Origin of the sequence: Bradyrhizobium sp. CB1015, assembly GCF_025200925.1 — a bacterium.
Lineage (GTDB): Bacteria > Pseudomonadota > Alphaproteobacteria > Rhizobiales > Xanthobacteraceae > Bradyrhizobium.
Genome location: NZ_CP104174.1, coordinates 472,043 through 485,332 on the forward strand (window position 1 = coordinate 472,043; position 13,290 = coordinate 485,332).

A 13,290-nucleotide genomic window follows, 5' to 3' on the forward strand; every position below is an offset into this window, starting at 1 on the left:
TGCGCGCCCCGGAATGACGGAACGAGGGGCTAGCCGCCCTCGTTTCACCGCACTGTTTCGCCCAGCTCAAGTCTGCTAGCAAGACCGAGAATTGACCGGGAAGCTTGGTATGTCGGTACAGGGTAGCATTGTCATTGGCGGCGGCGCGTTTGCCGGGCTCGCGCTGGCCTTGGCGCTGCGCCAGGGGCTCGGGCCCGAGATCCCCGTCGTCGTCGCCGATCCCGCGCTCGGCACGCGGCCGAGCCGCGACCCCCGCGCCACCGCGATCGTGGCCGCCTGCCGCCGCCTGTTCGAGACGATCGGTGCCTGGGACGACGTCCGGGGCGAGGCGCAGCCGATCCTCGACATGGTCGTCACCGATTCCAGGCTGGAGGACGCCACCCGACCGGTGTTCCTGAACTTTGCCGGCGACGTGGCGCCGGGCGAGCCCTTCGCACATATGGTCGAGAACCGCCGCCTGATCGATACGCTGGTGGTGCGAGCGGAGGCCGAGGGCATCGATCTCCGCGCCACCCCGGTCGCGTCTTACGATGCCCGCTCCGACGGCATCGACGTCACGCTCGGCGACGGCAGTGTGATCGCCGCGAGCCTCTTGGTCGCCGCCGATGGCGCGCGCTCGAAATTGCGCGAGCGCGCCGGCATCGTCACCCATGGCTGGGAGTACGACCAATCCGGCATCGTCGTCACCGTCGGCCACGAGCGCGACCATGAAGGCCGCGCCGAAGAGCACTTCTTGCCGGCCGGTCCCTTCGCGATCCTGCCGCTCACCGGAAAACGCTCGTCGCTGGTGTGGACCGAGCGCCGCACTGAGGCCGCGCGCATCATCGGCCTCAGCGAGGAGGAATTCCACGCGGAGCTCGAGCAGCGCTTCGGCCTGCATCTCGGCGAGGTCAAGGCGCTCGACAAGCCGCGGGCATTTCCGCTGTCTTATTTCGTCGCGCGGTCCTTCGTCGCCGAGCGGCTCGCGCTGGTCGGCGATGCCGCCCATGTCATCCATCCGATCGCGGGTCAGGGCCTCAACATGGGCCTGAAGGACGTCGCTGCGCTGGCGGAAGTGGTGGTCGATGCCGCGCGGCTCGGCATGGATATCGGCGGGGCGGACGTGCTCGAACGCTACCAGCGCTGGCGCCGCTTCGACACAGTGGCGATGGGCGTCGCCACCAACTCGCTGAACTTCCTGTTCTCCAACCAGTCGACGCTGCTGCGCACGGTACGCGACATCGGCCTCGGCCTCGTCGACCGCGCCCCGCCGCTGAAGAATCTCTTCATCCGTCAGGCCGCAGGCCTGACCGGCGAGGTGCCGCGGCTGTTGAAGGGCGAGGCGTTGTAAGCGAAGCTTCGTAGCCCGGATGGAGCGCAGCGCAATCCGGGGCCGGTGCATCAACGCGGAAAGTCCCGGATTTCGCTGCGCTCCATCCAGGCTACAAGAATCAATCGATCTTGCGCGCCTCTTCCGGCAGCATGATCGGGATGCCGTCGCGAATGGGATAGGCGAGCTTGGCGCTGCGCGAGATCAGCTCCTGCCGCTCGGAGTCGAATTCGAGCGGGCCCTTGGTCAGCGGGCAGACCAGGATCTCCAGCAATTTGGGATCGACGCTGGCTTCGGGACGTTCGGTGGGCGCGTTCATGGCAGTCTCCGGCACTCGCTTGCCTTTACCATAGAAATTCGCACCCGCCATCAGGGGTTCAGGTTGTTGTTTACGCATGATCTTTCCGGAAAGCCGCTTCGCACTTTTCCGGATCATGCTTTAGGCGGAGACCATCGCCAGGAGCTCGTCGAGCATGGTCTGCAGCCGCGCGGCCGTGATTGACGGGCCCGACAGGGCGAAACCGAGAAATGTCCAGTACAGGATCTGCGCGCGGGCCTGCGCCGTTGCCGGGGCCTGCCCACGCTTCTGCAGCAGCTCTTCGATATAGTCGAGCCTGCGGCGGTCGATTGCGCGCACCGCCCCTTGCGCGCTCGCATCGAACGCCGCCCAATTGCGCACGGCGCGCTCGAGGTCGAGCCGCGCGCCGAAGGATCTCCGCAGCAGTATCCTGAGCGGCTCGTCGCTGGCCGCTTCGACGTCGGCGATGATCTGCTCGGCCGCGATCTCGCGCCAGCGCTTCAGCACGGCGGCGTGAAACGCGGCCAGATCGGCGAAATGCCAATAGAAGCTGCCGCGCGACACACCCATGGCCTTGGCGAGCGGATCGGCCTTCAGCGCCGTGAAGCCGCTCTTGGCCAGTGCCTTGAGGCCCTGGCTGGTCCAGTCGTCGGCGGAGAGCTGTTCGGTCATGTCGGATTCCGCGAGCGCCATACACTAGTGTATTGACAGCTGGTCGCAAGCGGATACATTGCCATACAGTACTGTACGGACGAAGCGTTCCCATGCGCGACCTTCTCCTGCAATGTTCTGGTATCGCCGCGATCCTCATCGCGCTGATCCACGGCCTGATCGGCGAGACCAAGGTCTTCGCCCGCGCCAGCATCGAGCCGCCGCGCCTTCGCACGCTGATCCGTTTGGTATGGCAGGCCGGTACCGTGGCGTGGATCGGCGGCGGCGTGCTGCTGCTGGTTGCACCTCACCTGGACTCCGGCCTCGCCCGGCACTGGATCGTGGCCACGCTTGCCGTCGTGTTCGGCTTTGCGGCTCTCGCCAATGCCCTCGCCACGCGCGGCCGCCATTTCGGTTGGGTCGGCATGAGCGCGGTCGTCGCGCTCGCGGTGGCCGGCTATTAGCGGCGCGCAGCGGGCTGTGAGGCGTAAGGCCGCAGCGGTCGGACGAATCCGCATTCTCCGCAGAAAGCCCTCGCGTTTTCGCTCATGTTAGAACCAGTCTAAATCCAACAATAGAACTTATCTAAAGCGGCCGTCACCGATTGACTTCACCACCCTCTTTGCTTCCTTCGGTGTGCTCCGCGGCTCCGCGCAGCGCCCACGGCAGAGAGGAGAAGTTCGTGAAGGTCATTCGTGTTGTTGCCATTGCACTGACGATCGGGATTGGCGCGGGATCGACGGCCATGGCCGACGGTTTCAAGGATTGCACCAAGCTCGACAAGGCGTCGTGGAAGCCGGCCAGCGAAGCCGAAGCCAAGGCCAAGGCACTGGGCTATGAGGTGCGGCGCTCCAAGGTCGAAGGCTCCTGCTACGAGGTCTACGGCGTCAAGGAAGGCAAGCTCTACGAGCTGTTCTACAGCCCCGAAGATCTCAGCCTGAAGCACACGATCGCCAAATAGGTCGGCTGCGCGACGCGATCTGCGCAAAGCAGGGCTCTTAGGATGGTCTTTGCTTGATTGAAGAAGCAATGCCAGAAGCGCGCGGGGTGTCCGGTAGGACCCCCGCGGATCGAACCGCTCCGCGGACAATCGCGGTCTGGGACCTCCCGCTGCGTCTCTGGCACTGGGCTCTCGCGGCCGGCGTTCTGGCCGCGTGGTTCACACCGACCGTCTATGACGGCCTTCACCGCGTGGTCGGCTACACGGTGCTGGGGCTTCTCGCGTTTCGCCTGGTCTGGGGCTTCTGGGGAAGCCGCTATTCGCGCTTCCGCATGGTCGGCGTCCGGCTGCGCGCCTCGCCTCGCTATCTCTGGAATCTGCGCCGCGGCATCACCGGCCGCTATATCGGGCTCAATCCCGCCGGCACGCTGATGCTGGTCGCGTTGCTGGTCTCGCTCGCCGTATCGACCGTCACGGGAGCGATGTCGGTTACCGTCACGTTCTTCGGCGTGTGGTGGGTCGAAGACGTCCACCATTATTCATCGGATGCCGTCATCGTCCTGGTCGTGCTCCACGTCGCTGGTGTGGTGCTGATGGTATTCCTGCAGCGCGAGAACCTGATCCGCGCGATGATCACCGGACGCAAGCGCATTCGCGGCCATCTCTAAAGCGAGATCCGGCATCGCGCGCAGCGCGGCTTCACGCGCGACCAACGCGGAGCGCGTCAGCCCGACAGATCAAATTTTACGGACGACGTTAGCATGCCGCTAAGCGTGCAATCAGGCGCGGCACAAAATTAACGCGAATGGCGATTAGCCGGTCCAGCATCGACAATATCGACGATGAGGCGAGACTGGATGTTCCGCGTTTTCTCCTGCCTTACGGCCGAGCACGATTGGCGGCTCGTTGTGCTCGCTGCCCTGGTCTGCTTCGTTGCCAGCATCGTCGCGGTCAGCATCTTTCACCGCGCGATCGCAACGCGTGCGAGAACCCGGTGGATCTGGATCGCCATTGCCGGCGCGGCCATCGGATACGGCATCTGGGCGACGCATTTCGTCGCGATGCTCGCCTACGAGCCCGGTGTCACCACGGGCTACGGCATCGTGTTGACGGCGTCATCTCTTGCAGCGGCCATGCTGCTGACCTCGGTCGGCTTCGGCGTCGCGGTCGTCACGTCCGGCCGCTGGCGCGCGGCGGCTGGCGGCGTCATCATCGGCGGCGGCATTGCCAGCATGCACTATCTCGGGATGTGGGCACTTGAGGTGCCGGGCCGAGTCTCCTGGTCCGTCGACCTCGTGCTCCTCTCCATCGTTCTGGGCATGTGTCTCGGCTATGCTGCACTGGCGGTCGCGCTCACCCGTCAGGGCTATCCGGGCACGCTCGCCGCGGCCGTCCTGCTGACGCTCGCCATCGTCTCGCATCACTTCACGGCCATGGGTGCCGTAGAGATCACACCGGATCCGGCGCTCGCGACCGATACGCTTTCGCTTTCTCCGGCGTTCCTCGCGCTCGCCATCGCCGGTGTCGCATTGTCCGTGCTGGGGATGAGCCTGATCGGCGTGCTTGCCGATCGTCGTCTGGCGACCAGAACCGCCAGGTTCGAGGAGATCATCAGCCAGCTTTCCGTCGCCCGGCAGCAGCTCGAAGGGTCGCAAAACGAGCTCAAGGAACAGAAGCTGAGGCTGGACACGGCCATCAACCACATGGTCGAGGGCCTTTGCATGTTCGACGCCGAGAAGCGGCTTGTCATCTGCAACGAGCGTTACGCCCGGTTGTACCGGCTGCCGCCGGAACTGCTGCGGGCGGGAACTCCGCACCGCGACATCATCAGACATCGCGTCACGAGCGGCATACTCGAAGGCGAGGCCAGCGATTTCGCCGCCGAACGGCAGATCGCCAAGCTCGACGCACTGCCGATCCATGCCGTTTCGAGCCGCATCGACGCGTTCGCCGATGGCCGGCGGCGGCTGGGTGGCAACGCACCTGGATGTCACCGAGCAACGCCGGTCCGAAGCGAAGATCACCTACATGGCGCAACATGATGCGCTCACCGAGTTGCCGAACCGCGTGCTGCTCAAAGCGCGTCTGGAGCCCGCTCTTGCCGATACGCGTGGCGGAAAGCTCCATTTGGCGGTTCTCCTGCTCGATCTCGACCGCTTCAAGGAAGTCAACGACACGCTCGGACATCCGGCGGGCGACCAACTGCTGCGGTCGGTCGCGGCGCGCTTGCTGGATTGCGTCAGGGAGACGACGTTCGTCGCCCGACTGGGCGGCGACGAATTCGCAATCGTCGATTACGTGACCGATCCGGCTGCGGACGCGGCCTCTCTCGCCGAGGCGATCCATGGCGCGCTCAGCGAGCCGTTCGATCTCGGCGATCATCAGGTCATCGTGGGCACCAGCATCGGGATCGCCATTGCGCCCCAAGACGGCGCCGATTGCGACACGATCCTCAGGAGCGCAGATCTTGCCCTCTACTCGGCGAAGAGCGGCGGACGTGGCGCATTTCGCTTCTTCGAGCCGGAGCTGGACCAGCTCCTGCGTGCGCGCCGCAACCTGGAACGGGATCTGCGGAAGGCGCTTGCGAGGAGCGAATTCGAGCTCCACTACCAGCCGTTCGTCAATTTGAAGAGCGGCGAGACCTGCGGCTTCGAGGCGTTGCTGCGTTGGCATCACCCCGAGCGGGGCCTGGTCTCGCCCGGCGAATTCATTCCGGTCGCAGAGGAAACCGGCTTGATCCTGCCGCTGGGGGAATGGGTCTTGAGAACCGCCTGTGCCGAAGCGGCAAAATGGCGTTCCGATCTGAAGATCGCGATCAACCTGTCTCCGGCGCAATTCAGGAGCAAGGAGCTCGTGTCGACGATCGCGGGCGCACTGGCGGCTTCGGCGATTGCGTCAGACCGGCTCGAGCTCGAGGTCACCGAAACCGTCATCATGCACGATAGCGGGACCGTATTCGCAGCACTCAGCCAGCTGCGCGAACTCGGGGTGCGGATTGCCCTCGACGATTTCGGCACCGGCTATTCGTCGCTCAGCTTTCTGCAGAAGTTTCCATTCGACAAGATCAAGATCGATCGCAGTTTCGTCAGCGAGCTGTCCAGTCCGACGGAGGAGCCTCATCGGATCGCGCGGGCCGTGGTCCAATTCGCCACGAGCCTCGGCAAGACGTCCACCGCCGAAGGCGTCGAAACCGCCGAGCAACTGGACATCCTGCGTCAAGAGGGCTGCGTCGAGGCGCAGGGCTTTCACCTCAGCCCGCCGATGCGGGCCTCGACGATCGCACGGCTGGTGGACCGAAAGGCCGAGGCCGGCGAGTATGCCGCTTAGAGCATGATCCGGAAAAGTGCGTAGCGGTTTTCCGAAAGGATCATGCTCAAACAAAACCTAAAGCGCGATGAGGATTCATCCTAATCGCATCGCGCTTTAGCTCGCGCGCGACGATCACTGCAGCGGCGGATCGCCGCTGGTGCGCTTCTTGGCGAGGTCCATCTCGGTGACGGCGATCAGGATCTCGGCGCGGGTCTTCAGGTCGGGCGCCTCCAGCATCGCCTGTTTCTCCGCGGGGCCATAGGGCGACATCATCGCCAGCGCATTGACGAGCGCCTCATTGGGCGCGCTCTCGACGCCTTCCCAATCGACCTTGAGATTGTTGGCCTTCAGGAAGTCCGCCAGCACAGCCAGCAGCGCCTCGCGGTCGACCTCCTCCTCGCCCATGCGCGCCGTGAAGTCGTCGACGAAAGCGAAGAAGTCCACCTTGCACTGCCGATAGGGGGTGAGCACCTCGAGCTCCTCGACCACCTTGAAGCGCGAAACGCCGGTGAGCTCGAGGATGTAGCGGCCGTCGCCGGATTCGGCGAGCTGGGTGATGCGGCCGACGCAGCCGACGCGGAACAGCGCCGGCTTGTCGGAATCCTTCCGTGAATGGGCGACGTCGGGCTGGATCATGCCGATCAGGCGATGCCCGTCACGGAAGGAATCGTCGACCATCGCGAGGTAGCGCGGCTCGAAGATGTTGAGCGGCATCTGGCCGCGGGGCAGCAGCAGCGCGCCCGGCAGCGGAAACACCGGAATGATCTCCGGGAGGTCGGCGGGCCCGCGATATTCGATGTTGATCGGCATCTGCCCGGTCCCACTGGCGTTGCTAGCGCATGATCCGGAAAAGTGTGGAGCGGTTTTCCGAACAGATCATGCTCAAAAGAGGCCGTTACGAAAACAGGATCGTCGACAAACGTTTGCGGCCTTCGACGGTTGCATCATCCGTACCGCCCCAGGCCTCGAAGAACTGCACCAGCTGCTTGCGGGCGCCGTCGTCGTTCCATTTGCGGTCGCGCTTGACGATCTCGAGCAGCTGCTCGGTCGCCGCCGCGCGATTGCCTTGGGCGTTGAGCGCTGTGGCGAGGTCGAATCTAGCCTGATGATCGAGCGGGTTTGCGGCGACTTTCTGTTCCAGCTCGGCGACCGGTCCGAGCGATTTCGCCTGCTCGGCGAGATCGATCGCGGTCTGCACAGCCTTCACGGCCGGGTCGTTGCGCTTGGATTCCGGCACCATGGCCAGCGTCTGCTTGGCCTGCTCCATCGCGCCGGAGACGGCGTAGCACTTGGCGAGGCCCGCCAGCGCCGCGATGTTGGTCGAATCATGCTGCAGCGCCTCGGCATAGATCTGCGCGGCCGCCGCCGCGTCGCCCTCGGCGAGCACCGCGTCGGCCTCCTGCACGATCTCGGCGACGTTGACCTCGCCCGGTGCGGTGACGCCCTTGGTCAGCCGCTCGATGAAGGCGTTGACCTGGCTCTCCGGCACCGCGCCCATGAAGCCGTCGGCCGGCTGGCCGTTGACGAAGGCGATCACGGCCGGGATTGACTGGATGCCCATCTGGCCCGGAATTGCCGGGTGATGGTCGATGTTCATCTTGACCAGCTTGACCTTGCCCTTGGCCGCCTTCACCGCCTTCTCCAGGACCGGGGTGAGCTGCTTGCAGGGGCCGCACCATTCCGCCCAGAAATCGATCAGCACGGGCTGGCGCTTCGATTCCTCGATGACGTCCTTCACGAAGGTCTGGGTGGTGGTGTCCTTGATCAGGTCGGCCGCAGCCGGGCCCGCCGCTCCGTTACCCTGGTCGATGATCGTCACGGGATTCCCTCGTCATGTCTGGAATGGCGGCTCTTTAGCACGCCGCCGCGTCTTATGCTTGTGGTCGGCTCCTAAATTGGGCCGAATGGGCCGAATTTCAATCCAGGCCTCGCGATTAGCCGGTTCCGGGGCGTTTCCGGTCGATTTGGCCAGCTTCGGGCTCCATATGGGGCCTCAAATGCGAATTGATGCCGCCCGTAGCTGTTGCATTCCCCTCCCGCTTTTGGCATACGACAGCCGTTGCCGGCGCGTCACGCGACCGACACAGGATGCGGGTGTAGCTCAGTGGTAGAGCACGACCTTGCCAAGGTCGGGGTCGAGGGTTCGAGCCCCTTCGCCCGCTCCAATTTTCTTCCAGCATCCAGCCAAACCGGCTCGGGCCGCAGTTTTCTGCGCCGCTCGCGGCTGTATTCGGTCTCACATGACAATTCTGGTCACCGGCAGCGCAGGCCACCTCGGCGAGGCCCTTCTGCGGACGGTCCGTGGGCGCGGCTTGCCAGCGCGCGGGCTTGATCTCAAGCCCACCCCATTCACCGACGCTGTCGGCTCCATCGTCGATCCCGGCTTCGTGCGGCGCCAGATGGACGGCGTCACCGCCGTGATCCACACCGCGACGCTGCACAAGCCGCATGTTGCGACCCATCGCAAGCCGGATTTCGTCGACACCAACGTTACCGGCACGCTGAACCTGCTCGAGGCGGCCGCGGCGGCCGGCGTGAAGAGTTTTGTCTTCACCAGCACCACCAGCGCGTTCGGCTCGCAGCTCCGCCCCGAGGCGGGACAGGCGGCGGTGTGGGTCACCGAGGCGCTGCCGTCGGTGCCGAAGAACATCTACGGCACGACCAAGCTGATGGCCGAAAACCTCTGCGAGCTGTTCTTTCGCGAGCGCGCCCTGCCGGTCGTCATCCTGCGGACCTCGCGCTTCTTTCCGGAGGACGACGACGATCCGACGATGCGGTCGGCCTACACGCTCGAGAACGCGCAGGCCAACGAGCTGCTCTATCGCCGGCTGGATATCGCGGACGCGGTGAGCGCGCATCTGCTCGCCGTCGAGCGCGCGCCCGGCATCGCCTTCGCCCGTTACATCGTCTCGGCGACGAGCCCGTTCGAGCAACGCCATCTCGCCGCACTTGCGCGCGATGCCGCCGGCGTCGTGCGCGAGCTCTATCCGGAGTGCGCGCAGCTCTATGCGGCGCGCGGCTGGCGGCTCTTCCCCGCGATCGACCGGGTCTACGTCAACGAGCGCGCGCGGCGGGAGCTCGGCTGGCGACCCGAATTCGACTTCGCGCATGTGCTGCGCAGCCTGCGCGATGGCCGCGACTTCCGCAGCACGCTGGCGCGCGAGGTCGGATCGAAAGGCTATCACGACACGCCGTTCGACGACGGACCCTACCCCATCGCCCCGTAAGCGCCGCGATTGCTATTTTACTCGATACGTCAAATGTCTGCTCGGTGTCACCGGGAGCGGGCCAGCCTGAGCCGTTCTACTGTGCATGGGGTTGTTTTCGCGTTTTTGTATGACCCGCCCCTCGCGTCGGCGGCGGTGTCGCGGCGATGGCCGATGTCGCCTATCACATGAGCGACGAGGAAATCACCGCCGTCTCGCACTACTGGCGGATTTGCAGTAGCGGAAGGTGTAGCCACAAACTCCGCCGTCGTCCCGGACAAGCGCGCCCCAAGCGCGCGCCGATCCGGGACCCATGCCACAGGATCGAGTTTGGCGAAGACTCGGAATGCCGGCGCGCCTCATAACCACACCCCGTGGCTATGGATCCCGGATCGGCGCTTACGCTTGTCCGGGACGACGCCGAGTTTGTGGCCGGTCTACCCCGCCCGCTGTCTCTCATACGCCTTCAGATGCGTATAGGCGATGCGCAGCTTCGGCACCGGCACCTTGGCAGCGTCGGCGCGCGCGATGAGGTCGCCGATGACGTGATCGGCCTCGACAGGCAGGCCCGCCTTGATGTCGCGGAACATCGACGCCGTCAACGGCGAGCCCTCGGTGGTGAGATTGCCTTTGACGCGCTCGAAGAACGGTCCGCCCGGCGGGTAGCCCGCTGCAGCCGCGACCGAGCTGGTCTCATCCAGTATGCCGAGCAGGAAATCCCGGCCGCCGGGAGCCGCAAGGATGTTGCCGACCGAGGCGCGCATCAGGCTGGTGCTTGCCGCGAGCGAGGACAGGAACACCCACTTCTCCCACATGTCCTGCATGATGTTCTGGCTGGCGCTGGCGCCATTGATGCCGCTCTTGAAGGCCTCGTCGATCGCCTTCACCCGGTCCGACATCGTGCCGTCGCGCTCGCCGTAAGTGATCGACTGCATCGGCTGGAGCTGCACCACCTCGCGCTTCTCGTTCAAAGTCGCCGCGATGGCGCAGAGTCCGCCGAGCACGCGCTCCTTGCCGAACCTGGCATCCAGCGTGTCGAGATGCTTCATGCCGTTGAGCATCGGGATGATCGCGGTGTTGGGCCCGACCGCCGGGGCGAACGACTTGATGGCATCGTCGAGGTCGAACGCCTTGCAGCTGAGCAGCACGACGTCGAACTTGTCCTTGAGCGCGTCGGCCTGGACCGTCGGCGGGTTCTTCAAGGTCACATCGCCGTTCGGGCTCTTGATGACGAGGCCGGCGCTCGCGAGCTCGCCGGCGCGGCGCGGCCGGACCAGGAAGGTGACGTCGCGGCCGGCCTGCAACAGCCTGCCACCAAAATAGCCGCCGATGGCGCCGGCGCCGACCACGAGGATACGCATGAGACAAACTCCGTTATTGTTGTTCTTCAGAAAGAGGCGAATGGCGAATAGGGAGTAGCGAATAGAATAGCAAGTTATGAACGCGAGTAACGTTTCCACTACTCGCCATTCGCCATTCCCTACTCGCCCTTCACCATCTCCTCGACCTCGCGCAGCTGCTCCTTGCCGAAGAACATTTCGTTGCCGACGAAGAAGGTCGGCGAGCCGAACGCGCCGCGGGCGACCGCCTCCTCGGTGTTCTTGATCAATCTGCCCTTGACCTCGGGTTCCTGGCTGCGAGCAAACAACTTTTGCGCATCGAGGCCGGACGACGCCAGCGCCTTCGCCGCGATCTCGGGATCGTCCATCTTCTTCGGCTCGCGCCACATGTGGTGGAAGGCGGCCTCGACATATGTCTCGACCACGCCCTCGAGCTGCGCCGCGACCGCCGCGCGCATCAGGTCCAGCGTGTTGACGGGGAAGTGCGGATTCCAGACATAGGGCTGGACATGGAAGCGCTTGATGAAGCGCTCGGTCTCGACCTGCTGGAACTCCCGCTTGTTCTTGATGCCGGCGAGCGTCTCGGCCGGCGACTTGTTGTTGGTCGCCTTGAAGATGCCGCCGAGCAGGATCGGCACATATTCGAACTTGACGCCGATCCGCTGTTCGATGGCCGGAATCGCCAGATGGCTGAGATAGGCGTTGGGGCTACCGAAATCGAACAGGAATTGCGGGGCGGTGCGGGTCAAGATCATTCTCCCTGGCCAGGCTTTCTGAGTGGGCTTTTTCTCCATTGTGGCGCAGGGCGCGCCACAGGTCCATCGTTTAATGATGGTCATAATACTTTGACGGTCAGATCAGGCGCCGGATTGCCCGCTTGCGCCACACCAGGTGGTAATAGCCCATCTGCAGAATCAACATGGCGCAGAACACGATGGGATAGGCGGCCCACACGCCGGTCAGGCCGACGGTGTGGCTGAGGATGATTGCGGCCGGCAGCTCGATCGCGGCAATCGCGAAGATCGACAGCAGCATCGGCGTCAACGCGACGCCGGCGCCGCGCATCGCGCCCGAGAACACGGTGGCGAGCCCGAACGGCACCGAGCTCCACAAGGCGACGTTGAGCAATCCCTTCGCCAGATCCAGCACGGCGACGTCCCTGATGAAGATTCCGAGCACCGCGCGCGGCGCAAGATAGATCAGCGCCACCAGCCCGCCGGTCAGGACGATGTTGAACGCAAGGCCCATCCGCACGATGCCGTCGAGTCGGGCCCGGTCGCCGCCGCCGACGGCCTGGGCGCCGAGGATCGAGACTGCGATCGAGATCGACATCGCCGTGAACTGCGCGTAGCCCATCACCTGGTTGACGGCGCCATAGGCCGCGGTGGCATTCGAGCCGAAGCCGTTGACGAGGCCGAGCAGCACAAGCTCGGCGATCGCCATCACCACCATCCCGATCGCGCTCGGCAAGCCGATGCCGAGAATTGTGCCGAACACGGCGCCGTTGAGCCGCAGGTGACGCAGCAGCGTCGCGTCCGGCGCGAGCGCGTGCTTTCGCCGCAGCAGATAGACGGCCAGCACGATCAGCGTCAGCGCGTTGCCAGTCGCAGCCGCCCAGGCAGGACTGGTGATGCCGACCGCCGGCAATCCGAACGTGCCGTGGATCAGCATCGGCGTCAGGATGAGGCCGATCGCCGTCGACAAGGCCAGCGCCAGCAGCGGCGTCAGTCCGTCGCCGACGCCGCGGATCATCGCCGTCATCAGCAGGAAGACGAAGCCGAGCGGCATCGTCAACAGCATGATGCGCGCGTAGGCGCTGGCTTCATCGAGAATGTCCGCGGGCGTGGCGAGCATGACCATCAAGCGCCGGCTGAAGAGCCCGCCGACGAGTGCAATCGCGATCGAGAGCAGCAGGCCGACGGCGAGTGTGGTGCCGACGATGATCTTGATCCGGCCATGCTCGCCAGCGCCGAAGGCCTGGCCGATCAGCACGGTGGCGCCGGTGCTCAGGCCCATGACGAAGGCGAACAGGAAGAACATCACCGGGAAGAACGCCGAGACCGCGGCGAGCGCGTCGACGCCGATCATCTGGCCGAGATAGACGTTGCTGACAGTGCCGAACAGCGATTGCAGCGCGTTGCTCAACATCAGGGGTGCGAGGAAGCGAAGGAATGTGGTCCAGAGCGGCTTTGCGGCAGACATGGAATTGGCCTTTCATCGGGGCGTGCGAAGCCGTT

At 64.8% G+C, this 13,290-nt stretch carries 14 protein-coding genes, 1 tRNA gene and 1 pseudogene; 9 read left to right on the forward strand and 7 right to left on the reverse strand.

Going from position 1 to position 13,290, the window contains the following annotated elements:
• Window positions 1-109 precede the first annotated feature (109 nt).
• Window positions 110-1,330, forward strand: coding sequence for a ubiquinone biosynthesis hydroxylase (locus N2604_RS02185; RefSeq protein ID WP_260373585.1), 1,221 nt, complete (start codon window positions 110-112; stop codon window positions 1,328-1,330).
• A gap of 100 nt (window positions 1,331-1,430) precedes the next feature.
• Here N2604_RS02185 and N2604_RS02190 read toward each other — a convergent pair whose 3' ends face one another.
• Window positions 1,431-1,628: a Trm112 family protein gene (locus N2604_RS02190; RefSeq protein WP_225135539.1), complete on the reverse strand. Its 198-nt coding sequence runs from the start codon at window positions 1,626-1,628 to the stop codon at window positions 1,431-1,433.
• Between the two features lie 120 nt (window positions 1,629-1,748).
• Window positions 1,749-2,279, reverse strand: coding sequence for a TetR/AcrR family transcriptional regulator (locus N2604_RS02195; protein WP_260373586.1), 531 nt, complete (start codon window positions 2,277-2,279; stop codon window positions 1,749-1,751).
• Window positions 2,280-2,371: 92 nt separating this feature from the next.
• Between N2604_RS02195 and N2604_RS02200 the strand changes: the two genes are divergently transcribed.
• The 5 genes from N2604_RS02200 (at window position 2,372) to N2604_RS39375 (ending at window position 6,525) form a co-directional block, all read left to right on the forward strand.
• Complete coding sequence (locus N2604_RS02200) at window positions 2,372-2,722, forward strand: hypothetical protein (protein ID WP_260373587.1); 351 nt, start codon at window positions 2,372-2,374, stop codon at window positions 2,720-2,722.
• A 218-nt stretch (window positions 2,723-2,940) separates the two neighbouring features.
• Window positions 2,941-3,219, forward strand: coding sequence for a PepSY domain-containing protein (locus N2604_RS02205; protein WP_027574136.1), 279 nt, complete (start codon window positions 2,941-2,943; stop codon window positions 3,217-3,219).
• 53 nt (window positions 3,220-3,272) lie between these two features.
• Complete coding sequence (locus N2604_RS02210; RefSeq protein WP_260373588.1) at window positions 3,273-3,866, forward strand: cytochrome b/b6 domain-containing protein; 594 nt, start codon at window positions 3,273-3,275, stop codon at window positions 3,864-3,866.
• 393 nt (window positions 3,867-4,259) lie between these two features.
• Window positions 4,260-5,240, forward strand: coding sequence for an MHYT domain-containing protein (locus tag N2604_RS39370; protein ID WP_311739822.1), 981 nt, complete (start codon window positions 4,260-4,262; stop codon window positions 5,238-5,240).
• Window positions 5,170-6,525: an EAL domain-containing protein gene (locus N2604_RS39375; protein WP_311739823.1), complete on the forward strand. Its 1,356-nt coding sequence runs from the start codon at window positions 5,170-5,172 to the stop codon at window positions 6,523-6,525. The genes N2604_RS39370 and N2604_RS39375 overlap by 71 nt, the downstream gene beginning before the upstream one ends.
• A 114-nt stretch (window positions 6,526-6,639) precedes the next feature.
• Here the strand turns inward: N2604_RS39375 and N2604_RS02220 are convergent, their stop codons facing one another.
• Window positions 6,640-7,317: an LON peptidase substrate-binding domain-containing protein gene (locus N2604_RS02220; protein WP_172787851.1), complete on the reverse strand. Its 678-nt coding sequence runs from the start codon at window positions 7,315-7,317 to the stop codon at window positions 6,640-6,642.
• 85 nt (window positions 7,318-7,402) lie between these two features.
• Entirely contained in the window at window positions 7,403-8,326 is a 924-nt protein-coding gene (gene trxA / locus N2604_RS02225; RefSeq protein WP_172787852.1) for a thioredoxin, read from the reverse strand.
• A gap of 271 nt (window positions 8,327-8,597) precedes the next feature.
• On the opposite strand from trxA, the gene N2604_RS02230 reads away from it, so the two are divergent.
• From N2604_RS02230 to N2604_RS02240, 3 genes and pseudogenes are all read left to right on the forward strand, one after another.
• A tRNA-Gly gene (locus N2604_RS02230) sits at window positions 8,598-8,672 on the forward strand.
• Between the two features lie 75 nt (window positions 8,673-8,747).
• Window positions 8,748-9,734 (forward strand): NAD(P)-dependent oxidoreductase, encoded by a 987-nt coding sequence (locus tag N2604_RS02235; protein WP_260373589.1) that lies wholly within the window; start codon window positions 8,748-8,750, stop codon window positions 9,732-9,734.
• A 122-nt stretch (window positions 9,735-9,856) separates the two neighbouring features.
• Window positions 9,857-9,937, forward strand: a pseudogene (locus tag N2604_RS02240) (cytochrome c4); the annotation flags it as partial.
• A 213-nt stretch (window positions 9,938-10,150) separates the two neighbouring features.
• Here N2604_RS02240 and panE read toward each other — a convergent pair.
• The 3 genes from panE to N2604_RS02255 all read right to left on the reverse strand — a co-directional run bounded on the left by panE (window position 10,151) and on the right by N2604_RS02255 (window position 13,255).
• Entirely contained in the window at window positions 10,151-11,074 is a 924-nt protein-coding gene (gene panE, locus N2604_RS02245) for a 2-dehydropantoate 2-reductase (protein WP_260373590.1), read from the reverse strand.
• A 119-nt stretch (window positions 11,075-11,193) separates the two neighbouring features.
• A complete protein-coding gene (locus N2604_RS02250; protein WP_260373591.1) occupies window positions 11,194-11,802 on the reverse strand; it encodes a 2-hydroxychromene-2-carboxylate isomerase in 609 nt (202 codons plus the stop codon).
• A 103-nt stretch (window positions 11,803-11,905) separates the two neighbouring features.
• Window positions 11,906-13,255 carry an MATE family efflux transporter gene (locus N2604_RS02255; protein WP_260373592.1) on the reverse strand — a complete coding sequence of 450 codons (1,350 nt, stop codon included), beginning with the start codon at window positions 13,253-13,255 and terminating at the stop codon, window positions 11,906-11,908.
• Between the last annotated feature and the right edge of the window lie 35 nt (window positions 13,256-13,290).